Origin of the sequence: Pantoea sp. SM3640, assembly GCF_015654165.1 — a bacterium.
GTDB classification, from domain to species: domain Bacteria; phylum Pseudomonadota; class Gammaproteobacteria; order Enterobacterales; family Enterobacteriaceae; genus Pantoea; species Pantoea vagans.
The window spans coordinates 3,231,545-3,255,156 of sequence record NZ_CP064872.1 but is presented as its reverse complement, the minus strand read 5'-3'; the positions used below and the strand labels follow the sequence as shown (position 1 = coordinate 3,255,156).

The 23,612-nt window shown below is 57.7% G+C and carries 22 protein-coding genes and 3 tRNA genes; 11 read left to right on the top strand and 14 right to left on the bottom strand.

Features of this window, described 5'->3' with window-relative positions; genetic code table 11:
• Positions 1–28: 28 nt before the first annotated feature.
• A complete protein-coding gene (locus tag IV493_RS15200; protein ID WP_013356680.1) occupies positions 29–1,126 on the bottom strand; it encodes a diguanylate cyclase in 1,098 nt (365 codons plus the stop codon).
• A 231-nt stretch (positions 1,127–1,357) separates the two neighbouring features.
• Between IV493_RS15200 and IV493_RS15195 the strand changes: the two genes are divergently transcribed.
• Positions 1,358–1,642, top strand: coding sequence for a DUF1435 domain-containing protein (locus tag IV493_RS15195; protein ID WP_013356681.1), 285 nt, complete (start codon positions 1,358–1,360; stop codon positions 1,640–1,642).
• Between the two features lie 131 nt (positions 1,643–1,773).
• Here IV493_RS15195 and IV493_RS15190 read toward each other — a convergent pair.
• From IV493_RS15190 to rsmC, 4 genes are all read right to left on the bottom strand, one after another.
• Positions 1,774–1,860, bottom strand: a tRNA-Leu gene (locus IV493_RS15190).
• Positions 1,861–1,888: 28 nt separating this feature from the next.
• A tRNA-Leu gene (locus tag IV493_RS15185) sits at positions 1,889–1,975 on the bottom strand.
• A 30-nt stretch (positions 1,976–2,005) separates the two neighbouring features.
• Positions 2,006–2,092, bottom strand: a tRNA-Leu gene (locus IV493_RS15180).
• Between the two features lie 151 nt (positions 2,093–2,243).
• Positions 2,244–3,275, bottom strand: coding sequence for a 16S rRNA (guanine(1207)-N(2))-methyltransferase RsmC (gene rsmC, locus IV493_RS15175; RefSeq protein ID WP_033731428.1), 1,032 nt, complete (start codon positions 3,273–3,275; stop codon positions 2,244–2,246).
• A gap of 106 nt (positions 3,276–3,381) precedes the next feature.
• Here rsmC and IV493_RS15170 point away from each other — a divergent pair, with 106 nt between their 5' ends.
• From IV493_RS15170 to yjjG, 3 genes are read left to right on the top strand one after another with little or no spacing between them, the layout of a single operon-like run.
• Positions 3,382–3,792, top strand: a complete 411-nt coding sequence (locus IV493_RS15170) for a DNA polymerase III subunit psi (protein WP_022625367.1) — start codon at positions 3,382–3,384, stop codon at positions 3,790–3,792.
• Positions 3,764–4,204, top strand: a complete 441-nt coding sequence (rimI, locus tag IV493_RS15165; RefSeq protein ID WP_195857379.1) for a ribosomal protein S18-alanine N-acetyltransferase — start codon at positions 3,764–3,766, stop codon at positions 4,202–4,204. The genes IV493_RS15170 and rimI overlap by 29 nt, the downstream gene beginning before the upstream one ends.
• Before the next feature lie 18 nt (positions 4,205–4,222).
• On the top strand, positions 4,223–4,903 hold the full coding sequence (yjjG, locus tag IV493_RS15160; RefSeq protein WP_095706239.1) for a pyrimidine 5'-nucleotidase: 681 nt from the start codon (positions 4,223–4,225) through the stop codon (positions 4,901–4,903).
• 325 nt (positions 4,904–5,228) lie between these two features.
• On the opposite strand, the gene IV493_RS15155 is transcribed toward yjjG, so the two are convergent.
• Positions 5,229–5,879 (bottom strand): YtjB family periplasmic protein, encoded by a 651-nt coding sequence (locus tag IV493_RS15155; RefSeq protein WP_095706238.1) that lies wholly within the window; start codon positions 5,877–5,879, stop codon positions 5,229–5,231.
• 107 nt (positions 5,880–5,986) lie between these two features.
• Here IV493_RS15155 and serB point away from each other — a divergent pair, with 107 nt between their 5' ends.
• The 3 genes from serB to nadR all read left to right on the top strand — a co-directional run bounded on the left by serB (position 5,987) and on the right by nadR (position 9,673).
• On the top strand, positions 5,987–6,964 hold the full coding sequence (gene serB / locus IV493_RS15150; RefSeq protein WP_095706237.1) for a phosphoserine phosphatase: 978 nt from the start codon (positions 5,987–5,989) through the stop codon (positions 6,962–6,964).
• Positions 6,965–6,977: 13 nt separating this feature from the next.
• Positions 6,978–8,360 carry a DNA repair protein RadA gene (radA, locus tag IV493_RS15145; RefSeq protein WP_003854897.1) on the top strand — a complete coding sequence of 461 codons (1,383 nt, stop codon included), beginning with the start codon at positions 6,978–6,980 and terminating at the stop codon, positions 8,358–8,360.
• A 71-nt stretch (positions 8,361–8,431) separates the two neighbouring features.
• Positions 8,432–9,673 carry a multifunctional transcriptional regulator/nicotinamide-nucleotide adenylyltransferase/ribosylnicotinamide kinase NadR gene (gene nadR, locus IV493_RS15140; RefSeq protein ID WP_013356688.1) on the top strand — a complete coding sequence of 414 codons (1,242 nt, stop codon included), beginning with the start codon at positions 8,432–8,434 and terminating at the stop codon, positions 9,671–9,673.
• A gap of 45 nt (positions 9,674–9,718) precedes the next feature.
• Here nadR and IV493_RS15135 read toward each other — a convergent pair whose 3' ends face one another.
• Positions 9,719–10,720 carry a zinc-binding alcohol dehydrogenase family protein gene (locus IV493_RS15135; protein WP_095706235.1) on the bottom strand — a complete coding sequence of 334 codons (1,002 nt, stop codon included), beginning with the start codon at positions 10,718–10,720 and terminating at the stop codon, positions 9,719–9,721.
• 186 nt (positions 10,721–10,906) lie between these two features.
• Here IV493_RS15135 and IV493_RS15130 point away from each other — a divergent pair, with 186 nt between their 5' ends.
• Positions 10,907–11,803: a LysR family transcriptional regulator gene (locus tag IV493_RS15130; protein WP_013356690.1), complete on the top strand. Its 897-nt coding sequence runs from the start codon at positions 10,907–10,909 to the stop codon at positions 11,801–11,803.
• Positions 11,804–11,848: 45 nt separating this feature from the next.
• On the opposite strand, the gene ettA is transcribed toward IV493_RS15130, so the two are convergent.
• Positions 11,849–13,516 (bottom strand): energy-dependent translational throttle protein EttA, encoded by a 1,668-nt coding sequence (ettA, locus tag IV493_RS15125; RefSeq protein ID WP_013356691.1) that lies wholly within the window; start codon positions 13,514–13,516, stop codon positions 11,849–11,851.
• Between the two features lie 180 nt (positions 13,517–13,696).
• Entirely contained in the window at positions 13,697–14,461 is a 765-nt protein-coding gene (gene deoR, locus IV493_RS15120; protein WP_195858190.1) for a DNA-binding transcriptional repressor DeoR, read from the bottom strand.
• A 380-nt stretch (positions 14,462–14,841) separates the two neighbouring features.
• On the opposite strand from deoR, the gene rbsK reads away from it, so the two are divergent.
• The 3 genes from rbsK to IV493_RS15105 are packed head-to-tail and all read left to right on the top strand — an operon-like array spanning position 14,842 to position 18,104.
• Positions 14,842–15,759 carry a ribokinase gene (rbsK, locus tag IV493_RS15115; protein WP_195857378.1) on the top strand — a complete coding sequence of 306 codons (918 nt, stop codon included), beginning with the start codon at positions 14,842–14,844 and terminating at the stop codon, positions 15,757–15,759.
• Positions 15,760–15,768: 9 nt separating this feature from the next.
• Positions 15,769–17,094, top strand: a complete 1,326-nt coding sequence (gene fucP / locus IV493_RS15110) for an L-fucose:H+ symporter permease (RefSeq protein WP_195857377.1) — start codon at positions 15,769–15,771, stop codon at positions 17,092–17,094.
• Entirely contained in the window at positions 17,091–18,104 is a 1,014-nt protein-coding gene (locus IV493_RS15105) for an aldose 1-epimerase family protein (protein ID WP_195857376.1), read from the top strand. Before fucP ends, IV493_RS15105 begins: the two co-directional genes overlap by 4 nt.
• A gap of 7 nt (positions 18,105–18,111) precedes the next feature.
• Here the strand turns inward: IV493_RS15105 and urtE are convergent, their stop codons facing one another.
• The 5 genes from urtE to urtA all read right to left on the bottom strand — a co-directional run bounded on the left by urtE (position 18,112) and on the right by urtA (position 23,607).
• A complete protein-coding gene (gene urtE / locus IV493_RS15100; RefSeq protein ID WP_033731451.1) occupies positions 18,112–18,810 on the bottom strand; it encodes an urea ABC transporter ATP-binding subunit UrtE in 699 nt (232 codons plus the stop codon).
• A 1-nt stretch (position 18,811) separates the two neighbouring features.
• The gene (gene urtD / locus IV493_RS15095; RefSeq protein WP_195857375.1) at positions 18,812–19,603 is read right to left on the bottom strand and encodes an urea ABC transporter ATP-binding protein UrtD; all 792 of its coding nucleotides are present in this window, start codon (positions 19,601–19,603) and stop codon (positions 18,812–18,814) included.
• Positions 19,600–20,673 carry an urea ABC transporter permease subunit UrtC gene (gene urtC, locus IV493_RS15090; protein ID WP_195857374.1) on the bottom strand — a complete coding sequence of 358 codons (1,074 nt, stop codon included), beginning with the start codon at positions 20,671–20,673 and terminating at the stop codon, positions 19,600–19,602. The genes urtD and urtC overlap by 4 nt, the downstream gene beginning before the upstream one ends.
• Positions 20,673–22,238 (bottom strand): urea ABC transporter permease subunit UrtB, encoded by a 1,566-nt coding sequence (urtB, locus tag IV493_RS15085; protein WP_195857373.1) that lies wholly within the window; start codon positions 22,236–22,238, stop codon positions 20,673–20,675. Before urtB ends, urtC begins: the two co-directional genes overlap by 1 nt.
• Before the next feature lie 100 nt (positions 22,239–22,338).
• Positions 22,339–23,607: an urea ABC transporter substrate-binding protein gene (gene urtA, locus IV493_RS15080; RefSeq protein WP_195858189.1), complete on the bottom strand. Its 1,269-nt coding sequence runs from the start codon at positions 23,605–23,607 to the stop codon at positions 22,339–22,341.
• Positions 23,608–23,612: the final 5 nt, after the last annotated feature.

Sequence of the window (23,612 nt, the reverse complement as noted above, 5' to 3'; positions counted from 1 at the left end):
CGGTCAGCAACGACCGCGTTATGCTTACTCAGGCATGTTCGCTGGAGGTCTGAGGCTGCTGTCGGGGCAAATCTTCCCAGGCGAGAATGGTATTGCGACCCTGATTTTTAGCCACATATAACGCGCTGTCCGCATTGGCGACCGCCAGATCGAACTCATTATCATAAATGGGCGCGATGCCCGCACTGATAGTCACGTGGGTGGAAACGGTCTCATTGAAAAGGTGAGGGATTTCTAAATCCAGCACATACTGGCGAATTCGCTCTGCCAGCTTCATGGCGATCGAACTGTTCACATTGGTCATCAGCACCAGAAACTCTTCGCCGCCGTAGCGGGTGACGACATCGCGCGAACGCACCGCATCACGAATCGCGACAGAGACACGCGCCAGTGCCTGATCGCCCATCGCATGCCCATAATTATCGTTATAGGCCTTGAAGTGGTCGATATCCAGCAGCAGCACGTAGTGGCTGCCGGCGTGGTTTTCCAGAATATTATCGAGCCGGTTCTTCAGGCCGCGACGGTTATAGAGTCCGGTCAGCGGATCGAGCATGCTGAGGTCACTGAATGTCTCTTTCTCTTCATAAAGCTGATGCATCAGACGCAGGGTAAAGTTGTCGGCACGGCGGCGCATCAGATGCTGCAAAGAGAAACCGATCAGAGGCAGGATGATGGTCAGCAGGATCAGCGGCAGATGCTGTCCATTGTCGAGCAGTAATACGGTGAAGACCGGCGGCGCGACGTGCAGACAAAATGCACCCAGATAATCGCTCAGGGCGATAGCACTGATAAATAACACACTGATCAAACTGATAATAAGAAAGCCACCATCAAAATAGAACACCTGATGAAAGCGATAATTAATGTGCCAGGCCCAGAGCATGCCCAGCAGTAGTGCCACAGGATTTAACAGGGGAAGTTTTAGTCTGGGCCATATTAAATAGGTAATTAACATGATGCCGCTAAAAGCAGCCACACAAATTACCGGCAGTGTCGCGTCATTGGTCTCATTGCTCATTACAGGCAGCAGATAAAATAGCGAAACGGCGATATTTAAAAAGAGAAAAAGCATCACTGAAAGCCGGTATTTACTCTGTTTCAGTTCTTCATATGATTGTAATTTCATTATAAATACTCGTGACGGCCCTGAAATACCAAAGCGCAAGCCGGCAAAAAAAGATTCTGCCAGAGAGTGAGCAAATTATTGCTGTTGCTGTTATTAAAGGTGTTATCGGCCGCAATCTAGCATTTTCCAACTGGTCTGTCATCTTCGTTGCCGGACGTGACAAAAACAGGCTGCAAGGCCGTTAAAACTGTCATATGATAATGGGAATGCTTATCATTTGAGGTTTGCGTCATGGGGATAGCGATTATTGCGGCCTGCGGCCTGTGGGGAGTCAGCTGGGCATTGGGTAAAAAACTGGATAGCGCGTGGGGCGTATTGCTGCCCTGCATCGCACTGCCGCTGTTCGCCTTATGGGAACCGAGCTTCAGTCAGTGGCGGATGGTCATGACGGTGGCGCTGCTGCTGACTGTCGTGATGCTGTTTAATCAGCGTCTGCGACACTATCTGCTGTTGCCATCCTGCCTGGCATTAGCGGGTGGCCTGGCGGCAATCTCTGTGAATTTTCATCTGATTTAATCGAGGCGAAGAGGGTGAAATCGACGTGCCGGGTGAGCTAAAGCGAGCTGAAAACTAAAATGAGCAGGGGATAAAACGGTACTGCAAGGGAAGCAAAAGGGCATTGCGGGGAAAACAGAGGATGACAACGTTGGTGCGAAGAGAGGGACTTGAACCCTCACGTCCGTTAAGACACTAACACCTGAAGCTAGCGCGTCTACCAATTCCGCCACCTTCGCATCGAGTTGTCTGTTCATATCACCGCAATGGTGCGAAGAGAGGGACTTGAACCCTCACGTCCGTTAAGACACTAACACCTGAAGCTAGCGCGTCTACCAATTCCGCCACCTTCGCGCAGTGCTCGCGATATGAAACATGTGATTTTGGTGCGAAGAGAGGGACTTGAACCCTCACGTCCGTTAGGACACTAACACCTGAAGCTAGCGCGTCTACCAATTCCGCCACCTTCGCATACCCGTAACACCCTGAGAATGTTACAACCACGGAGGCGCATTCTAGAGATTTTACTCTTTGCGTCAACAACTATTTCGTCGGGCTGAAACGATCGCTGTAAAAAGCAACGTTTTCAGCCCGGCAACGCCATTAACGCCGGGAAAAGCGATTAGCGCGTTTTGGCTCCGCGACCGTAAACAGCGCGATAAACTTTAAAACGACCGGTCTGTGCGATGACTTCGTGACTGCCGAAGGCTTCATCCAGCGCCTGCGGGTAAGGCAGGAAGGTGTTCGCCACAATACGCAACTCGCCGCCGGTGTTCAGGTGTTTCACTGCGCCACGGATCAGCGCCTGGGCGGCGTCGAGGCTGGTCTGGGTACCTTCATGGAACGGCGGGTTCGAGATAATCATGTCGAAACGCCCCGTGACGTCAGAGAAGACGTTGCTGGCGAAGACTTCTCCCTCGATGCCATTGGCGGCCAGCGTCAATTTACTCGCTTCAATCGCAGCCGCGTGCACGTCGCACAGCCACAGACGCACTTTAGGCGAACGGGCCGGCAGAGAGGCGGCAATCACGCCTGCGCCACAGCCCATATCCAGCACTTTACCTTTGGTGTGCGGAGTAAAGGTCGAGAGCAGCAGGGCACTACCGCTGTCCAGGCCATCACGGCTGAAGACGCCAGGCAGGGTATGAATCGTCAGACCATCCAGCTGATACTGATGACCAAAGCTGCTGGCATCAAACTCAGGCTGTTTGTCCAGGCGACCGTGGTAGAGACCACAGCGACGCGCGCTGTCGATTTTCTCCAGTTTCACCCACGACTCCACCATGCCTTCGGCACTGCGCACGCCGCTGCGGTTTTCACCGACCACGAATACGTCACAGCCGACCGGCAGCAGAGAGAGCAGGTTCTGCAGCTGGAACTGCACTTCCGGCTTATTCTTGGTCCAGAAGTAGACCAGCGTATCGCAGCCCTGCACATCTTCTGCCTGCGCAACCATGCCGTAACGCGCCTGCTCGCCCATACGGCGGCTCAGGTTTTGCCAGTGATGATATTGCTGGGTGTGAACGCGCGACGAGGCGGTTTCCAGCTGAGCGGGCAGGTCATCCTGCAGATCGCCAGCAAATAAAACATGGCGGGCGGTAAATTCATCACTGTGGCGCAGAATGACTTCGCTGGCCGGGGTTAAAGCAGACATGTAGGGCTCCTGTAAGATCTGAGCGGGGATTATAGTGGTTTGTTGGCGCATGTTCGATGGGTTTGCTAGCATAGCGTCGCATTCAGGCAGCAGAACAGGTAACACCATGACGTCCAGGCGCGACTGGCTTTTACAGCAAATGGGAATTACACAGTACCAGCTGCGCCGCCCGCGCGTGCTTCAGGGCGAAATTGCCGTCACGCTGGCACCGGACACGCAGTTAATTATTGTCGCTGACGCGCCGCCCGGTCTGCATGAACCGCTGATGCGCGACGTGCTGCATGCTCTCAACCTGCAACCCGCTCAGGTGATGACGGTGACGCCGGATCAGCTGCAAATGCTGCCGGAGACGCTGAACTGCGCGGGCTGGCTGCTCGGCGTAGAGAGCGAACAGACTTTTAATGGCGTGGCTTTAACCAGCGCCTCTTTCAATGAACTGATCAGTAGCGGCGTCGCCAAACGCGCGCTCTGGCAACAGATGTGTAACCATGACAGCCATCTCTTTACTCACCCCTGACGATCTGGCGCAGGCCTACGCCATTGAATGTCGTAGTCACGCGTTTCCCTGGAGTGAAAAGACGTTTGCCAGCAATCAGGGCGAGCGCTTTATCAATTTACGTCTCGATATCGACGGCAAAATGGCCGCTTTTGCCATTACCCAGGTGGTGCTGGACGAAGCCTCGCTGTTTAACATCGCGGTCGATCCCGCCTTTCAGCGCCAGGGACTGGGCCGCCAGCTGTTGCAGCATCTGATCGATGAACTGATCAAACGCGACGTGCTGACGCTGTGGCTGGAAGTGCGGGCCTCGAACCTGCCCGCCATCGCGCTCTATGAGCAGCTTGGATTCAATCAGGTCAGTCGTCGCCCCAATTATTATCCCACCGCCAGCGGCCGTGAAGATGCCATTCTCATGGCCCTGACGCCGTAGTGGTGTTAAGGAGCTTTAATGTTAGATAACTGGGATTGCATCCTGTTTGATGCCGACGATACCCTTTTTCATTTCGACGCCTATGCTGGTTTGCAGCGCCTGTTCGCGGGTTATGACGTGCAGTTCACTGACCAGGATTACAGCGATTATCAGGCGATCAACAAACCGCTGTGGGTCGATTATCAGAACGGCACCATCTCAGCGTTACAGCTGCAGACTCAGCGTTTTAACCACTGGAGCGAAAAGCTCAGCGTTGCGCCAGAGATCCTTAACAGCGGTTTTCTCACCGCAATGGGGGAGATCTGCACGCCGCTGCCGGGTGCGGTCAGTCTGATGAATCAACTGCATGGCCGGGTAAAGATGGGCATTATCACCAACGGCTTTACCGCGCTGCAGCAGACGCGTCTGGAGCGCACCGGTTTTCGTGATTACTTCTCGGCGCTGGTGATTTCTGAGCAGGTCGGCGTGCCAAAACCGGCGGCAGAGATCTTTGATTACGCGCTGGATCTGATGGGCAATCCGGATCGTCAGCGGGTGCTGATGGTGGGTGATACGCCAGAATCAGATATTCTGGGCGGCATGAATGCTGGTGTGAAAACCTGCTGGCTCGATCATGGCACCCGGCCGTTGCCGGAACACATCAGACCAACCTGGCAGGTCAAATCGCTGGGTGAGCTGGAAACGTTGTTGATCGGCTGATTGAAGCTGCCTCGCAAATCCGCAACTTTCTCATAAAAAAGGCCCGCACAGCGGGCCTTTTCCATTTTTGACAAACTCAGTCCGGGCCAGCGGTAAGATCGAGTCTGCGAAGGAAACACGGTCAGATCGGAAAGTCGCTTAAACCATCCCTGGCCGCTCGGCCCGCGCCGTCCCTGGCGCGGGACGCTTTCCTCCTCTGCCCGTGTTCCCTGCGCATTCAGCTTATTCATTGCGGTCATACAAACCCGGATTTTGTTTTTTGAGCAGTATAAAAAAGGCCCGCTGTGCGGGCCTTTCTCGTTTTATCTTTACCGCAGCCGGCGCGTTACTCTTTCTTCTCGTCGTCCTCATCCCGGTCCTCTTTCACCGGGGTGCTGGCGGTAAGCAGAAACGGCGACTGCTGCCAGCGGGTGCGGCGGTGGCGCAGCAGAGTGCGGGAGAGAATAATGCCGATCGCCAGCGCCAGCAGCATCATCAGACGCAGAATATTGGTGGTGTTATCGACCTGATGTGAGTCGGTGACCAGCACGTGGGTATCCAGCGTTACGCGCAGAAAGCCCAGCGGGCCATCGTTTCCGGCCAGCGGCTGCACAATCTGGTGGTTGAAATAGCTGCCCGCGCGCTTGCCGTCGAGCGCCAGCCGGTCACGGACATTGATGTTTTCACCGCTGTGCGCCACCAGGCTGCCGTCGCCGTCATACACGGACGCATCCAGAATACGGCTGTTCGCCGTCATCTGATTAAGAATGGCTTCGATCTGATTCCGGTTATTTTCACTGTTGTCCATCAACGGTTTAAGGCTGAATGCCACCTGGCTGGTCAGCGTATGCGCCAGCTCCTCGACCTGCTCAGAACGCGCCGTCTGATGGCCGAGACTGAACCAGGAGGCGCCCTGCATCAGCACGACCAGCAGCGCCATCGAGATAAGCACGATCACGGTACGATGTAAGCGAAATTTCAGTGCGGTTTTAGCCATTAATCATCCGGGTCATATCACAACAGAAAGCCTGGAGATTATGTTGCCAGAAGCGGCGCAGACAAGGTAGCCTCTTGCGTGGTTTTGTTGTCCCTACAGGAGCTCTGATGCCAAATCGTTTAACCTGGTGCGATCTTCCCGCCGATGTCTCCCTCTGGCCGGGTTTGCCCCTTTCTCTTAGCGGTGATGAAGTGATGCCGCTGGATTATCGCGCTGGCCGCACCGGCTGGCTGCTGTATGGCCGCGGGCTGGATAAGCAACGGCTGACCGATTACCAGCACCAACTGGGTGCGGCGATGGTGATCGTCAGCGCCTGGAACGTCGATGAGTATCAGGTGATTCGCCTGGCGGGATCGCTGACGCCGTTTGCCAGCAAGCTGGCGCACGACGCCGGGCTGGACGTAGCGCCGCTGGGCAAAATCCCGCATCTCAAAACGCCAGGCCTGCTGGTCATGGATATGGATTCGACCGCGATTCAGATCGAATGCATCGACGAGATTGCTAAACTGGCGGGCTGCGGCGAGCAGGTGGCGGAAGTGACGGAGCGCGCAATGCGCGGCGAACTCGACTTCACCGCCAGCCTGCGTCAGCGCGTCGCTACCCTGCAGGGCGCGGACGCCAATATTCTCAAACAGGTGCGTGATGCGCTGCCGCTGATGCCAGGCTTAACGACGCTGACGCAGAAACTGCAGGCGCTGGGCTGGCAGGTTGCCATCGCGTCCGGCGGCTTTACCTACTACGCCGACTACCTGCGCGACAAGCTGCATCTGTCCGCGGTGGTGGCCAATGAACTCGAAATTCGCGACGGCAAGCTGACCGGCAACGTGTTGGGTCCGGTTGTCGACGCACAATACAAAGCCGATACCCTGAAGAAGCTGGCGCAGCGTTTTGACATTGCGCCAGAACAGACGGTGGCGATCGGCGATGGAGCCAATGACCTGCTGATGATCAAAGCCTCAGCGCTGGGCATTGCGTTCCATGCTAAACCTAAGGTGAATGAGCAGACTGCGGTCACCATTCGCCATGCCGATTTAATGGGTGTGTTCTGCATCCTCACCGGCAGCCTGATCCACGAAGAGCGTTAACAGAGGTATTGATTTGGCCAAAGCGGCAAAACGCGCATTTGTCTGTAATGAATGCGGCGCAGATTACCCACGCTGGCAGGGGCAATGCAGCGCCTGCCACGCCTGGAACACCATCACCGAGGTGCGCATCGCCGCCTCGCCCGCCGCTGCGCGTAACGAGCGCCTGAGTGGTTATGCCGGCAGCGCGGGCACCAGCCGGGTGCAGAAGCTCTCTGAAATCAGCCTGGAGGCGTTACCGCGCTTCTCGACCAGCTTCAAAGAGTTTGACCGGGTGCTGGGCGGCGGCGTCGTACCGGGCAGCGCTATTCTGATTGGCGGCAGTCCGGGCGCGGGCAAATCCACGCTGCTGCTGCAGGTGATGTGCCGGTTGTCAGAAGGGATGAAAACCCTGTACGTCACCGGTGAAGAGTCACTGCAACAGGTGGCGATGCGCGCTCATCGTCTGGGATTACCCACCGAAAATGTGAATATGCTGTCGGAAACCAGCATTGAGCAGATCTGCCTGATCGCCGAGCAGGAGCAACCGCAACTGATGGTGATCGACTCGATCCAGGTGATGCACATGGCGGAGATCCAGTCATCGCCGGGCAGCGTGGCTCAGGTGCGGGAAACCGCTGCTTACCTGACGCGCTTCGCCAAAACGCGCGGCGTGGCGATCATCATGGTCGGCCACGTCACCAAAGATGGCTCGCTGGCCGGGCCGAAGGTGCTGGAGCACTGCATCGACTGTTCGGTGCTGCTGGATGGCGATGCCGATTCCCGCTTTCGCACGCTGCGCAGCCATAAAAACCGCTTCGGCGCGGTGAATGAGCTGGGTGTGTTTGCCATGACCGAGCAGGGCATGCGTGAAGTCAGCAATCCATCCGCTATCTTCCTGTCGCGTGGCGAAGAGGTCACCTCGGGCAGTTCGGTCATGGTGCTGTGGGAGGGAACGCGTCCGCTGCTGGTGGAGATTCAGGCGCTGGTCGATCACTCAATGATGGGCAATCCGCGCCGCGTGGCGGTGGGTCTGGAGCAGAACCGTCTGGCGATTCTGCTCGCCGTTTTACACCGCCACGGCGGATTGCAGATGGCGGATCAGGATGTGTTCGTTAACGTGGTTGGTGGCGTTAAAGTCACCGAAACCAGTGCGGATCTGGCGCTGATGCTGTCGATGGTGTCGAGCCTGCGCGATCGTCCACTGCCACAGGATCTGGTGATCTTCGGCGAAGTGGGACTGGCCGGTGAGATCCGTCCAGTGCCCAGCGGTCAGGAGCGCATCTCTGAAGCAGCGAAGCATGGCTTCAAACGCGCCATTGTACCGGCGGGGAATGCACCGAAAAAACCGATTGCCGGGATGCAGGTTTTCAGCGCGAAGAAGCTGGCCGATGCGCTGGCGATTCTGGACGATCTGTAACGCGCCTGCGGCCAGCCTGCGTCGCAGGCTGGCCGTTCCCACCTTAACCGCATTGATGCAGGAGGCACGACATGTCGTCGTTTGATTATCTGAAAACGGCCATTCGCCAGCAGGGCCATACGCTGCAACAGGTCGCTGATGCCAGCGGCATGACCAAAGGCTATCTGAGCCAGTTGCTCAATGCCAAAATCAAAAGTCCCAGCGCGCAAAAGCTGGAGGCGCTGCACCGCTTTCTGGGCCTGGAGTTTCCGCGCCGTGATAAAACGGTGGGCGTGGTATTTGGTAAGTTTTATCCGCTGCATACCGGCCATATCTATCTGATTCAGCGCGCCTGTAGCCAGGTGGATGAGCTGCATATCATTATGGGTTATGACGAGCCGCGCGATCGCGAGCTGTTTGAGAACAGCGCGATGTCACAGCAGCCGACGGTCAGCGATCGCCTGCGCTGGCTGCTGCAGACCTTTAAGTATCAGAAGAATATCCGCATTCACGCCTTTGATGAGGAGGGGATCGAACCTTATCCGCACGGCTGGGACGTCTGGAGTCAAGGCGTCAGCGCGTTTCTCAGTGAGCACGGCATTGCGCCAGACTGCATCTACACCAGCGAAGCGCCCGATGCGGAGATGTACCAGCAGCACCTGGGCATTCAGACTGTGCTGGTCGATCCTAACCGATCCTTTATGAGCATCAGCGGCGCGCAGATTCGTCAGGATCCGTTCCGCTTCTGGGATTACATTCCCACGGAAGTGAAACCGTTCTTTGTGCGCACCGTGGCGATCCTTGGCGGAGAGTCGAGCGGTAAATCGACGCTGGTGAATAAACTCGCCAACATCTTCAATACCACCAGTGCCTGGGAATATGGCCGCGATTATGTCTTTTCCCATCTGGGCGGTGATGAAATGGCGCTGCAATATTCCGATTACGACAAGATCGCGCTGGGCCAGGCGCAGTACATCGATTTCGCCGTCAAATATGCCAACAAAGTGGCGTTTATCGACACCGATTTTGTCACCACGCAGGCGTTTTGTCTCAAGTATGAAGGGCGTGAACATCCGTTTGTGCAGGCGCTGATCGATGAATATCGTTTTGATCTGGTGATCCTGCTGGAGAACAATGTGCCCTGGGTCGCGGATGGCTTGCGAAGCCTGGGCAGTTCAGTGGATCGACGGGAGTTTCAGTCGATGCTGGTCACGATGCTGCGGGAAAACAACATCGAATTCCTGCACGTGAAGGAAGATGATTATGACACTCGCTTCCTGCGCTGCATTGAACTGGTGAAAGCGATGCTAGGCGAGAAAAACGCCCAGTCGTAACGCATGCATTGGCCCGGTCTGCCGAAAGGCAGCCGGGTCAGCGCATTAATAAACCATCACCACTTTGCCGCGCATATGGCCTTCCAGCACGCGCTGGTGGGCGGCAGTTAAGGTTTCAACGCTCAGGCCGTGCAGCGTCTCGCTCAGTGTGGTTTGCAGCTTCCCTTCGTCCAGCAATGCCGATACCGCATCCAGAATCTCGCCCTGACGCGCCATATCCGGCGTGTTGAACATGCTGCGGGTATACATCAGCTCGAAGTGCAGCGCCGCACTCTTCAGCTTCAGCTGGTCCATCGACAGCGGATGTTCGTTTTCCACGATGGTGCAGATGTGACCCTGTGGAGCGATCAGCTTCGCCATGGTTTCCCAGTGACCGTCGGTGTCATTCAGGCAGAAGATATAATCGACCTGCTTAATGCCCTGTTTCTCCAGCTCACCGATCATATCTTTGTAGTTGATCACCAGATCGGCACCGCGATCGCGGCACCACTGGGCTGAATCTTCACGCGAGGCGGTCGCAATGATCTTCACCTTGCTGCGCAGCTTCGCCAGTGGGATCGCCAGTGATCCGACACCGCCTGCGCCGCCGACGATCAGCAGCGTCTGATCTTCTGATGCTGTCTCAAGATTCAGTCGTTCAAACAGGCCTTCCCAGGCGGTCAGGGCTGTCAGCGGGATCGCCGCCGACTGCGCCCAGTCCAGGCTCTCTGGCTTGTGACCGGTGATGCGTGAGTCAACCAGCTGCTCGGTGCTGTTACTGCCAGGACGGGTCAGGTCGCCCGCATAGAAGACTTCATCGCCAGGCTTAAAGTTGCTGACTGAGCTGCCCACTTCCAGCACTACGCCGCTGGCATCCCAGCCGAGGATGCGTGGCTGCTGTAAGCCATTCTTCTTCGCCCCTTTGTGCACCTTGGTATCGACCGGATTGACGGACGCAGCTTTGACTTCAACGCGTAGGTCATACTCACCTGGCGCTGGGGTTTCAGGGAAAATTTCAGTGAAGTGTTCAGGATTTTCCGGATTAATTGCGATAGCGCGAATAGACATAACGTTTTCCTGTGTAGTTAAGCAAAGAGTCTGGCTCTTTTCTCTGACAGCCTGGTCGGGAGTCGGTGTACATACTCTCCATGGACAGACGGGCTGTAATGATGAAGACAGGCTTTAAGTGTAGAACCTGATTTTAGCGGTGATAAGATGGACAATCTTTCATAGAGTGTTCGTCTGAGGTGAACAATGGCGTTTCGTCAGTGGCAGGATATGGCTCTGTTTGCGCTGGTGGCGGAGTGTGGCAGCTTTACCGGCGCGGCGGAACGCGCGGGTCTGCCCAAATCGAGCGTCAGTCAGCGCATCAGCCAGCTGGAGCAGCGGCTGGGGATCCGGTTACTGAACCGCACCACCCGCCAGCTCAATCTGACCTTTGCCGGTGAGCGTTATCTGCTGCACTGTCAGGAAATGATGCAGGCCAGTGAACGCGCCGATCAGGCGATTGCCAGCCTGCGGGAAAACCCCAGCGGGCGCCTGCGCATCACCAGCCCGGCAGGGATTGGCGCTACGCTGCTGGCGCGCTGTAATGCAGAGTTTTTACGTCTCTATCCGGATGTGACGCTGGATGTCTCGATCTCCGATGAGATGCGCGATCTGGTGCAGGAGGGCTTTGATGTGGCGCTGCGCACCGGTCAGCCGCAGGAATCTTCACTGATTGGCCGCCGGATAGGCAACTGCCCGCGGCTGCTGGTGGCTTCTCAGCACTATCTTAACCAGCACCCGCCGCTGCTGCATCCACAGCAGCTGTCGGCTCACCGCTGTATTGCGCATCGCGCCTGGAATGAATGGGTTTTGCAGCGTGACGATGAGTTCTACCGCTGGCTGCTGCCGCCGGGTCATCTCACCGACAATTTACTCTATGCGCGTGAATCGGCGCTGGGCGATGCGGGCATTACGCTGCTGCCGCACTTTCTGACTGATGGCGCGATGGCGGATCCCCGGCTGGTGCCGGTGCTGCCGGACTGGGAAGTGGAGGGGAATGAGCTATGGCTGGTCTATCCGGGGCGAAAGCTGAACTCACCCGCGCTGGCGCGCTTTATTGAGTTCGCACTGCAGTCCCCTGTGTTCAGGGAGTTTTATCGCTGATACAGCGATAAAAAAGGGCGGCATCGCTGCCGCCCGTTTAGTCAATTACTTCGTCATACGTTTGTACTTGATGCGCTTCGGCTCCAGCGCGTCGGCGCCGAGGGTACGCTTCTTGTACTCTTCATATTCGGTAAAGTTACCTTCGAAGAATTCGATATTGCCTTCATCCTGGTAATCCAGAATGTGCGTCGCGATACGGTCCAGGAACCAGCGGTCATGCGAGATCACCATCGCACAGCCCGGGAACTCCAGCAGGGCGTTTTCCAGCGCGCGCAGGGTTTCGATGTCCAGGTCGTTGGTTGGTTCATCGAGCAGCAGCATGTTGCCGCCAACCTGCAGCAGTTTTGCGAGGTGCAGACGACCACGCTCACCACCGGAGAGTTCGCCCACGCGTTTGCCCTGATCGACGCCTTTAAAGTTAAAGCGTCCGACATAGGCGCGGCTTGGCATCTCGGTGTTACCGATACGCATGATGTCCTGACCGCCGGAGACTTCTTCCCACACGGTTTTGGAATTGTCCATGCTGTCGCGGAACTGATCGACGGAGGCCAGCTTAACGGTCTCACCCAGTACGATGCTGCCGGAATCAGGCTGTTCCTGACCGGACATCATGCGGAACAGCGTTGATTTACCCGCGCCGTTCGGACCGATAATCCCGACAATCGCGCCTTTTGGCACGGAGAACGAGAGATCGTCAATCAGCACACGGTCGCCATAGGACTTACGCAGATTGCTGACTTCCAGCACTTTGTCACCCAGACGGGCACCTGGCGGAATGAACAGTTCGTTGGTTTCGTTACGCTTCTGGTAGTCGGTGTTGTTCAGCTCTTCAAAGCGTGCCAGACGGGCTTTGCCTTTCGACTGCTGGCCTTTTGGTCCTTTGCGAACCCACTCCAGCTCTTTCTCAATCGACTTACGACGAGCGGCTTCAGAAGAGGCTTCCTGCGCCAGACGCGCATCTTTCTGCTCCAGCCAGGAGGAGTAGTTGCCTTCCCACGGAATACCTTCACCGCGGTCAAGTTCCAGAATCCAGCCTGCCACATTATCCAGGAAGTAACGGTCGTGCGTAATCGCGACGACGGTGCCTTCGAAGTCATGCAGGAAGCGCTCCAGCCAGGCGACAGATTCGGCGTCCAGGTGGTTCGTTGGTTCGTCCAGCAGCAGCATGTCTGGTTTTTCCAGCAGCAGGCGGCACAGGGCGACGCGGCGACGTTCACCACCGGAAAGGGTCGCAATTTTAGCGTCCCAGTCAGGCAGGCGCAGCGCATCGGCAGCACGTTCCAGCTGGGTATTCAGGTTATGACCATCGTGTGCCTGGATGATTTCCTCCAGACGGCCCTGCTCAGCGGCCAGCTTGTCGAAATCTGCACCCTCTTCGGCATAGAGCGCGTAGACTTCGTCGAGACGTTTCAGTGCGCCAACCACTTCTGACAGCGCTTCTTCAACCGACTCGCGCACGGTGTGTTCAAGGTTAAGCTGCGGCTCCTGCGGCAGGTAGCCAATCTTGATGCCTGGCTGCGGACGCGCTTCCCCTTCGATGTCTTTATCGATGCCGGCCATGATGCGCAGCAGGGTAGATTTACCCGCACCGTTCAGACCGAGTACGCCGATTTTTGCGCCAGGGAAGAAGCTGAGGGAGATGTTTTTCAGAATATGACGCTTCGGCGGAACCACTTTGCCGACGCGATGCATGCTATAGACGAATTGAGCCACGTTGGTTTGAGCCTCTGGGTCTGTTGGTCGTTGGAATGATGTCGAAGTTTAGCCTTTTTCACCGTCTAATCCCAGCCGGGGGGCGGCGAATAATGCCCTGTAGGACGTGATGCCGGGCAGCATGCGGGATAACTGACTGATTTCCGCGCTCAATCGCTGACGATAGTGCCGGGGCAGGCTTCAGGGCAGGCGCAGCGGTATCGCCTGCTGTACCAGCCAGTTTTGTAACGCCTGATCGGGCGCGCTATCACTCACCAGCAGATCAAAGCGCTGCAGCTCGGCGATGCGTGCAGGCAGCACTTTGCCATATTTACTGCTGTCCGCCACCAGCACCGACTTTCGGGCGCGCAGCATGGCGTGATGTTTCATCATCAGCTCATTGGTGTTGTAGCAGGTCGCACCCTGATCTTTGTCGATGCCCGCGGCAGAGATAAAGGCCAGCGTCGGACAGAGATCGTCCAGGATGGTATGCACGCCAATCGGCGTAAACAGCGCATTGTCGGCATGAAATTCACCGCCGCTGAGAATCACATTGCAGGCCGGTTTCTCTTTCAGGGTCAGAAAGGTGTTCATGGCGCAGCAGATGGCGGTAAATGACAGGGTGTCGGGAATGGCATCGACGATATAGGGCAGGGTGGTGCCGCAGTCAAAGAAGACCGTATCGTTCTCACCGATCAGGCTGGCCGCCGCCTGCGCCAGCCGCTGCTTTCTGGCGGCATTCTGCCCATGCTGATCGCTGACAAAATAGTGGCCGGCATGACTTTTCGGATCGCTGACAATGTAACCGCCCAGCAGGACCACGCTGGAACCCGGCTCGGTTAAATCACGGCGAACCGTCATCTCTGAGACACCTAACAGCTGGGCCGCATCTTTCAGATGCAGTTTGTCGGTGCGTTTAAGCGCCTGCGTCAGCTTGTGAATGCGTTCGTCGCGCCGGGTTTCCATGGTCATCTCTCTGTTACCTATCCTGCAGTGCGGAGAAGGGACGTCATAATCGACGTCGATACGCTACAAACCTCACAGATTTGAATGAGTTGCGTCTCATCCGCCAGGCTGGCAGTCAATCTTACCCGCAATCTGTAAGGGCCGCAAACCTCCGCCGTACGGTGATAACGGACCCTCCATGCAGGCGATCACGCCTCTCAGTCGCCACGCTCCATGATGTGATCTTGTTATAATAGTAACATTTTAAATCCCTGCCCATGCCGTATTCCGGCATTATTCGCCGCTTTAGGATGTGGTTTTTGTCACATATTTAACCTTTAAGAAAGGTTATTGTTACTTTAATAACATTTTAAATGTGAAAAACGTCGGGGAGGTTCGTCATGACAATTGCGGTCATCGGCTCAAACATGGTCGATCTGATTACCTACACCAACAGCCTGCCGAAAGCGGGCGAAACCCTTGAAGCGCCCGACTTTGCCATTGGCTGCGGCGGTAAAGGCGCTAACCAGGCGGTCGCGGCCGCGAAAATGGGTGGCAACGTGATGATGGTCAGCAAGGTCGGCGACGACCTCTTTGCTCCCAACACCGTAGCCAATTTACAGCAGCAAGGCGTGGACACGCGCTTTGTCACTACCGCAGCAGGCACCTCCAGCGGCGTGGCACCGATTTTTGTCGATGATCAATCGCAGAACCGCATTCTGATTATCAAAGGTGCCAACCAGCAGCTGAAACCGGCCGATATCGACGACGCGGCAGAGGCGCTGAAAGCCTGTGAGCTGATCATCCTGCAGCTGGAGATCCCGCTGGAAACGGTCTATTACGCCATTGATTTTGCCCGCCAGCATCAGATCAGGGTGATCCTGAATCCGGCGCCAGCCGTTGCCACGCTGGATATTCACTACGCCTGCAAATGCGACTTCTTCATGCCGAACGAAACCGAGCTGGAGATCCTCACCGGCCTGCCGGTCAGCACTGATGAAGAGGTGATCCTCGCCGGTCAGTCGCTGCTGAAGCGCGGCCTTAAAAATCTGATCATCACGCTGGGCAGCCGGGGATCAGTCTGGATGAGCGGCGACCAGGTGCATCGCGTGGCCGCGACGCCGGTTCAGGCGGTCGATACCAGCGGCGCGGGTGATGCCTTTATCGGCTGCTTTGCGTATCTGCTGGTGAAAACCGGCGATGTGGCCGCCGCCATGACCCAGGCCTCGGCTTATGCCGCCTGCAGCGTCACCGGGCGCGGCACGCAGTGTGCTTATCCCGACGCCGAGGCTTTCCAGCGTTTTCTCAACCGTAACTGAGGTGCTGCTATGCAACAGAAAATTGTTCAGCAATCTGATGGCTATCTGAATAAAACGCCGCTGTTCCAGTTCATTCTGCTGTCATGCCTCTTTCCGCTCTGGGGTTGTGCGGCGAGTCTCAACGATATCCTGATCACCCAGTTTAAAAGCGTCTTTGCCCTGAGCGACTTTGCCAGTGCGCTGGTGCAGAGCGCCTTTTATGGCGGCTATTTTCTGATTGCGATCCCCGCCTCGCTGGTGATCCGCAAAACCAGTTACAAGATGGCGATCATGATTGGCCTGGCGCTCTACATTGCTGGCTGTATCGCCTTCTATCCCGCTTCGCACATGGCGACCTACACCATGTTCCTGGCAGCGATCTTTGCCATCGCCATTGGCCTGAGTTTTCTGGAAACTGCGGCTAACACCTACAGCTCGATGATTGGTCATCGGGACCACGCCACGCTGCGCCTTAATGTCAGCCAGACCTTCTACCCTATTGGTGCGCTGATGGGGATCGTGCTGGGTAAATATCTGGTGTTCCAGGATGGCGACAGCCTGGAAAGTCAGATGGCGACGATGACGGCAGAGCAGGCGCATGCCTTCCGCCTGACGATGCTGGAACATACGCTGGAGCCCTACAAATATCTGGTCATGGTGCTGGTGGTCGTGATGCTGCTGTTTATGTTCACCCGCTATCCGCGCTGTAAACCAGAGAGTAATGAGAAATCCCGGCCGTCGCTGGGCGAAACCTTCCGCTATCTGGCGGCTAATCGTCACTTCAAACGGGGCATTGTGACCCAGTTCCTCTATGTCGGCATGCAGGTGGCGGTCTGGTCATTTACCATTCGTCTGACGCTGACGCTGGGGGCGGCCAATGAACGTCACGCTTCGAACTTTATGATCTACAGCTTCGTCTGCTTCTTTATCGGCAAGTTCGTGGCGAACTTCCTGATGACCCGCTTCCGTGCAGAGAAAGTGCTGATCGCCTATTCGGTGCTGGGCGTGCTGACGCTGGCCTGGGTGATGCTGGTGCCGAACTTTACCGCCGTCTACGCCGCCGTGTTTGTCAGCGTGCTGTTTGGCCCCTGCTGGGCAACGATCTATGCCGGTACGCTGGCGACGGTCGATAATAAATATACCGAAGTAGCAGGCGCGTTTATCGTGATGGCGATTGTCGGCGCGGCTTTTGTTCCGGCGCTGCAGGGCCTGGTGTCTGACACGCTGGGGTCAATGCAGCTGGCGTTTGGCGTCTCGCTGCTCTGTTTTGCCTGGGTCGGATTCTACTTCTATGGCGAACTGCGCCATAAAAAACAGCCGGTTGCCGCTGGTCGTCTGGTGGAGGAGTTATCATGAAAACCCGTTTACCCTTAGCGCGTGAGCAGTTTCACGCCACGCCCTGGGTGCTATTAGAGAGCGATGACTTCCGGGTTGAGCTGTTTCGCTATCCGGCGGGCATTGAGGCGGTGCGCATTCATAACCGGCGCGGCAGCGTGACCGTGCTGCCGTTTCTCGGTCAGATGATCTGGGACGTGCAGTTCGACGATCATAACCTGACCATGGGCCACAGTTTTAAACAGCCGCTGCCCGCCAGTTCGATCATCGACACCTATGGCTGTTTTGCCTTTCATTCGGGGCTGCTGGCTAACGGCTGCCCGGCGCCAGAGGACGATCATCCGCTGCACGGTGAAATGGCCTGCGCCCGCATGGATAGCGCCTGGCTGGTGCTGGACGATCAGACGCTGTCGCTGGAAGGGGAGTGTGAATATGTTAAAGGTTTCGGCCATCACTACCTTGCGGCCCCTGCCGTCCGCATTCAGGCCGATCGGCCGCGTCTGACGATAGAGATGACGGTGACCAATCTCGCCGGTGCACCGATGCCGTTGCAGTATATGTGTCACCTCAATAGTGCGTGGGTCGATCAGGGACGCTTCCGGCAGTCGATCCCCGAAGAGGCATTCCAGCTGCGTCGCTCGATCCCCGCGCACCTGCGACCGACACCGGCCTGGCGCGAATACACGGATCGCTTATCGCGCGATCCACAAGCGTTACAGCAGCTCGATCAGCCGCAGCTCTGCGATCCGGAGATCGTCTTTTTCGCGGACGATCTGCCGCAGTATGGTGATGACGTGCAGTTTGAGCTGCATTCGCCGCAGGGTTATGCGCTGATGACGCGCTTCTCTACCGCGCAGTTCCCGCATGCGACCCGCTGGCTGCTGCATAACCACGATCAGCAGGTGGCGGCCTACATTCTGCCTGCCACCTGTCGGCCAGAGGGCTTTCTTGCCGCGCAGCAGGCTGGCACGCTGATCACTCTGGCCAGCGGTGAACAGCGGCACTTCTCCGTTGAGACCGGTTTACTGTGAGCCGGATTTAAATCGCTACCAGGCCGCGCACACCCTCAGCTTCCATGGTGTCACCGCGGCCCCGCTGTACGATCTCCCCGCGCGACATCACCAGATAGCTGTCCGCCAGCTCCGCCGCGAAGTCATAGAACTGTTCTACCAGCAGGATCGCCATATCGCCCCGCTGCGCCAGCTGGCGGATCACCGCGCCGATCTCTTTGATCACCGAAGGCTGGATCCCTTCGGTCGGCTCGTCGAGGATCAGCAGTTGTGGCCGACAGGCCAGCGCCCGGCCGATCGCCAGCTGCTGCTGCTGACCGCCAGAGAGATCGCCGCCCCGTCGTGACTTCATCGCCAGCAGCACCGGAAAAAGCTGGTAGATCTCCTCCGGCACTTCACGCGCCGCTGCTGCCGGAAAACGCGACAGCCCCATCAGCAGGTTCTCTTCCACCGTCAGACGCGGAAAGATTTCCCGCCCCTGCGGCACATAGGCGATGCCCGCCTGCACCCGCTGGTGCGGCTTGCGACCATTCATTCGCTGCTGCTGCCACTGGATCTCGCCCGACTTCGCCGGGATCAGCCCCATCAGGCATTTCAGCAGCGTGGTTTTCCCCACGCCATTGCGCCCCAGCAGGCAGGTAATTTCGCCAATCTTTACCTCAAACGACAGGCCGCGCAGAATGTGACTGCCGCCATAATATTGATTCAGTTCAGTAACCTGTAACATCTCAGCGCCCCAGATAAACGTCGATAACCTGCTCATTAGCCTGAACCTCGCGCAGCGAACCCTCGGCCAGCACCTGTCCCTGATGCAGCACGGTGACATGGTCAGCAATGGTCTCGACAAAGCCCATGTCATGCTCCACCACCATCAGGGAATGTTTGCCCGCCAGGCTGCGAAACAGCTCGGCGGTGTAGTCCGTCTCCGCGTCGGTCATGCCCGCCGCCGGTTCATCCAGCAGCAGCAGATGCGGCTCCTGCACCAGCAGCATGCCGATCTCCAGAAACTGCTTCTGGCCGTGTGACAGCAGACCCGCGCGATGCTGGCGTTCGCCGCCCAGCCGCAGCAGTTTCAGTACCTCATCAATGCGATCGCGCTGTTCGCTGCTGAGGCGAGCGCGCAGGCTGGCCCAGACCGATTTATCGGCTTTGAGCGCGATCTCCAGATTCTCGAACACGGTTAACGCCTCAAACACCGTGGGCTTCTGGAACTTACGGCCAATGCCGGCACGGGCGATCTCTACCGGTGAAAGACGGGTCAGATCGCTGTCCTGGTCGTAGATCACCCGACCCGCGTCTGGCCGGGTTTTGCCGGTGATCACATCCATCAGCGTGGTTTTCCCCGCGCCGTTGGGGCCGATCACGCAGCGCAGCTCACCGATGCCAATCTGCAGCGAAAGATCGTTCAGCGCCCGGAAGCCGTCAAACGACACGCTGATCTTCTCCAGTTGCAGCACCGGATCGCTCTGCGCCCGGTGGCGATCCGCCAGCTGGGGTTGGGTAAACAGGGCATCACTCATTTTTTCCTCCGGCGCAGCAGGCCAATCACGCCGTGCGGCAGAAACAGTGTCACCAGGATAAACATCAGTCCCAGGAAGAAGAGCCAGTATTCGGGGAAGGCGACGGTGAAGAAGCTGCGCGCGCCGTTTACAATCGCCGCGCCCAGCAGCGGGCCAATCAGCGTGCCGCGTCCGCCCAGCGCCACCCAGATCGCCGCTTCTATCGAGTTAGCCGGTGACATCTCCCCCGGATTGATAATGCCGACCTGCGGCACATAGAGCGCCCCGGCCAGGCCGCACAGCACGGCGGAGAGCGTCCAGACAAACAGCTTGAAGCCGCGTGGATCGTAACCACAGAACATCAGGCGGTTTTCGGCGTCCCGCACTGCCGTCAGCACCCGGCCAAACTTGCTGCGCGCCAGGGCGAAGCCGATCACCAGACTCAGCAGCAGCAGCAGCACGGTGGCGATAAACAGTCCGATACGGGTGCCGGTCGCCGTCACCGAAAAGCCGAGCAGGGTGGTAAAGCCGGTAAAGCCGTTGTTGCCGCCAAAACCGGTTTCGTTGCGGAAGAACAGCAGCATTCCGGCGTAGGTCAGCGCCTGGGTCATGATGGAGAAGTAGACGCCTTTGATCTTCGAGCGAAAAGCGAAGAAACCAAACACCAGCGCCAGCAGGCCCGGCACCAGCATGCTCAGACAGAGCGCCCAGGCAAAGTATTCGGTGCCGGTCCAGAACCAGGGCAGCTCACGCCAGGAGAGAAAGGACATAAAGGCGGGCAAGCCTTCACCGGCGGCTTGGCGCATCAGGTACATGCCCATGGCATATCCGCCCAGAGCAAAGAACAGGCCGTGACCCAGCGACAGCAGTCCGGCGTAGCCCCACACCAGATCGAGCGCCACCGCGACCACCGCATAGCAGAGGATTTTGCCGACCAGCGTCAGGGTATAGGTAGAGATCGCCAGCGGATGCGTGGCGGGCAGCAGCGCCAGAAACGGCATCACCAGCAACGCCAGGGTGATCGCCAGACCGATGCTGATCGTCAGGCGCGGCGACGTGTGCACCGCGCGGAGCGTGATGGGTTGCGTCATCAGTCAGTCACCCTTCCTTTAACCGCAAACAGTCCCTGCGGACGTTTCTGAATAAACAGCACGATAATCACCAGAATCAGGATCTTACCCAGCACCGCGCCAATCTGCGGCTCCAGCACTTTGTTCAGAATCCCCAGGCTGAACGCGGCAACCACGGTGCCCGCCAGCTGGCCGACGCCACCCAGCACCACCACCAGGAACGAGTCGATGATGTAGCCCTGACCCAGCTCCGGTCCGACGTTACCGAGCTGCGACAGAGCGACGCCGCCCAGCCCGGCAATGCCGGAGCCGAGGCCAAACGCCAGCATATCGACTCGACCGGTCGGCACGCCGCAGCACTCTGCCATGGCGCGGTTCTGCGTTACGGCGCGAACGTTCATGCCAAGACGGGTCCGGTTCAGCAGCAGCCAGGTGAGCGCCAGCACAAACACCACAAACAGGATTACCGCGATGCGGTTCCACGGTAGCACCAGATTAGGCAGCAGCTGTAAGCCTCCGGAGAGCCACGATGGGTTCGCCACCTCCAGGTTCTGCGCCCCGAACAGCACCCGCACCAGCTGGATCAGCATCAGGCTGATGCCCCAGGTCGCGAGCAGCGTCTCCAGCGGACGGCCATAGAGATGGCGGATCACCGTGCGCTCCAGCGCCATGCCAATAGCGGCAGTGACCATAAAGGCAACCGGCAGCGCCAGCAGCGGATACCAGGCTAAGTAGTGCGGGGCAAACTGCTGAAACAGGCTCTGAACCCACCAGGTGGCGTACGCACCGAGCATCAGCATTTCACCGTGCGCCATGTTGATCACGCCGAGCAGGCCATAGGTAATCGCCAGGCCCAGCGCGGCCAGCAGCAGGATAGAACCCAGCGACAGGCCGCTGAAGGCCTGGCCCAGCAGATCGCCCCACATCAGCCGCTTCTGAATCTGTTGCAGGCTCTCCGCTGCGGCTGCCCGCACGGTGGCGTCCGGCTCATTCGCGGGCTGGGTCAGGCGTTGCAGGCTGGCCTGGGTATTGGGATCGCTGGACTCACCCAGCAGTTTCACCGCCCGCAGGCGCACCATCGGTTCCCCATCCGCCAGTTGCAGGTTCGCCAGTGCCAGCGCTAATGCGGCGTGAACGCGGCTATCTTTTTCGGCGGCCAGACGCTGTTCCAGCAGCGGCAGCTGGTCTGCAGAACCGTCATTCTGCAGCTGCTGCGCTGCGCGCAAACGCAGTGTGGCATCGCTGCTCACCAGCTGATGGGCAGCCAGCGCGTTGTTCACCAGCACGCGCAGGCGATTGTTCATAAACAGCTTTTTAAGGTTGCCGGTGGGCTGCGATACAGCGTCCAGCGGCTGCAGCGTCGAACCCTGCTGGCTGAATGGCTGTTTGTTCTGGTCGATGACCACGGTTTCGGCTTTCAGCGCTTCCAGCAGCGGCAGACGATGGCTGTCCGGCGTAGCGGCCCACTGTTGCAGCAGCGTGGCCTGCTGGCTGCGGCTGGCGGCGGCAAAGTCAGCCGCCGGTCCGGCACTGGCAAACAGCGGGACCAGCAGCAGCAGGCTGAAAAAGCAGCGACATAAATTCATAAAAGGAGTCTCGTTTGGCAAGGTCAGTACGGCAGCCTGAAAAGTGGCTGCCGTACTGCCGCGTCACTGCGGGTGACGCTTTCTCATCAGCAACGCGCGCTTACTGCGCGGTCTTCACCGGGTGATCGGGCTTCTTGTCGTTACCGGCAATGTATGGGCTCCACGGCTGCGCGCGCACTGGCTTATCGGTCTGCCACACCACGCTGAACTGGCCGTTCTCTTCCACTTCGCCAATCATGACCGGCTTATGCAGATGATGGTTGGTCTGATCCATAGTCAGGGTAAAGCCATCCGGCGCTTTGAAGGTCTGACCGGCCATTGCCGCCCGCACTTTATCCACGTCCGTCGTGCCCGCTTTTTCCACCGCCTGCGCCCACATATGAATGCCAACATAGGTCGCTTCCATCGGGTCGTTGGTCACGACGGTAGCCGCGTTTGGCAGGTTGTGTGCTTTGGCGTAAGCGCGGTAATCGGCGACGAATTTCGCGTTGGTCGGATTATCGATCGACTCGAAATAGTTCCAGGCCGCTAACTGACCTACCAGCGGTTTGGTGTCGATACCGCGCAGCTCCTCTTCGCCCACCGAGAAGGCGACCACCGGAATGTCAGTGGCTTTGATGCCCTGGTTAGCCAGCTCTTTGTAGAACGGCACGTTGGAGTCGCCGTTGATGGTCGAGACCACCGCCGTTTTACCGCCTGCCGCGAATTTTTTGATGTTGGAGACAATGGTCTGATAGTCGCTGTAACCAAACGGCGTATAAACCTCTTCGATATCTTTGTCCGCCACGCCTTTGCTGTGCAGGAAGGCGCGCAGGATCTTATTGGTGGTGCGCGGATAGACATAGTCGGTGCCCAGCAGGAAGAAGCGTTTCGCGCTGCCGCCATCTTCGCTCATCAGGTACTCCACCGCCGGAATCGCCTGCTGGTTAGGTGCCGCGCCGGTGTAGAAGACGTTGGGTGACATCTCTTCCCCTTCGTACTGCACCGGATAGAACAGCAGGCCGTTCAGTTCTTCAAACACCGGCAGCACCGATTTGCGTGATACCGAGGTCCAGCAGCCAAATACCACCGCCGCTTTATCCTGCGTCAGCAGCTGACGCGCTTTCTCGGCAAACAGCGGCCAGTTAGAGGCGGGATCGACCACCACCGGCTCCAGCTTTTTCCCCAGCACGCCGCCTTTGGCGTTGATCTCATCAATGGTCATCAGCGCCACATCTTTCAGCGGCGTTTCTGAAATCGCCATGGTGCCGGAGAGCGAATGCATGATCCCCACTTTGATGGTGTCAGCCGCGTGCGCACTCCAGGCGAAACCCAGACTGACAACGGTAGCGGAGAGCGCGAAAGCCTTGATCAACGAACGTCTTTTCATCATTT

Coding starts and splice junctions, on each gene's coding strand:
- IV493_RS15200 (WP_013356680.1), bottom strand. CDS start 1,126: ATGAAATTACAATCATATGAAGAACTGAAACAGAGTAAATACCGGCTT.
- IV493_RS15195 (WP_013356681.1), top strand. CDS start 1,358: ATGGGGATAGCGATTATTGCGGCCTGCGGCCTGTGGGGAGTCAGCTGG.
- rsmC (WP_033731428.1), bottom strand. CDS start 3,275: ATGTCTGCTTTAACCCCGGCCAGCGAAGTCATTCTGCGCCACAGTGAT.
- IV493_RS15170 (WP_022625367.1), top strand. CDS start 3,382: ATGACGTCCAGGCGCGACTGGCTTTTACAGCAAATGGGAATTACACAG.
- rimI (WP_195857379.1), top strand. CDS start 3,764: ATGACAGCCATCTCTTTACTCACCCCTGACGATCTGGCGCAGGCCTAC.
- yjjG (WP_095706239.1), top strand. CDS start 4,223: ATGTTAGATAACTGGGATTGCATCCTGTTTGATGCCGACGATACCCTT.
- IV493_RS15155 (WP_095706238.1), bottom strand. CDS start 5,879: ATGGCTAAAACCGCACTGAAATTTCGCTTACATCGTACCGTGATCGTG.
- serB (WP_095706237.1), top strand. CDS start 5,987: ATGCCAAATCGTTTAACCTGGTGCGATCTTCCCGCCGATGTCTCCCTC.
- nadR (WP_013356688.1), top strand. CDS start 8,432: ATGTCGTCGTTTGATTATCTGAAAACGGCCATTCGCCAGCAGGGCCAT.
- IV493_RS15135 (WP_095706235.1), bottom strand. CDS start 10,720: ATGTCTATTCGCGCTATCGCAATTAATCCGGAAAATCCTGAACACTTC.
- IV493_RS15130 (WP_013356690.1), top strand. CDS start 10,907: ATGGCGTTTCGTCAGTGGCAGGATATGGCTCTGTTTGCGCTGGTGGCG.
- deoR (WP_195858190.1), bottom strand. CDS start 14,461: ATGGAAACCCGGCGCGACGAACGCATTCACAAGCTGACGCAGGCGCTT.
- rbsK (WP_195857378.1), top strand. CDS start 14,842: ATGACAATTGCGGTCATCGGCTCAAACATGGTCGATCTGATTACCTAC.
- fucP (WP_195857377.1), top strand. CDS start 15,769: ATGCAACAGAAAATTGTTCAGCAATCTGATGGCTATCTGAATAAAACG.
- IV493_RS15105 (WP_195857376.1), top strand. CDS start 17,091: ATGAAAACCCGTTTACCCTTAGCGCGTGAGCAGTTTCACGCCACGCCC.
- urtE (WP_033731451.1), bottom strand. CDS start 18,810: ATGTTACAGGTTACTGAACTGAATCAATATTATGGCGGCAGTCACATT.
- urtD (WP_195857375.1), bottom strand. CDS start 19,603: ATGAGTGATGCCCTGTTTACCCAACCCCAGCTGGCGGATCGCCACCGG.
- urtC (WP_195857374.1), bottom strand. CDS start 20,673: ATGACGCAACCCATCACGCTCCGCGCGGTGCACACGTCGCCGCGCCTG.
- urtB (WP_195857373.1), bottom strand. CDS start 22,238: ATGAATTTATGTCGCTGCTTTTTCAGCCTGCTGCTGCTGGTCCCGCTG.
- urtA (WP_195858189.1), bottom strand. CDS start 23,607: ATGAAAAGACGTTCGTTGATCAAGGCTTTCGCGCTCTCCGCTACCGTT.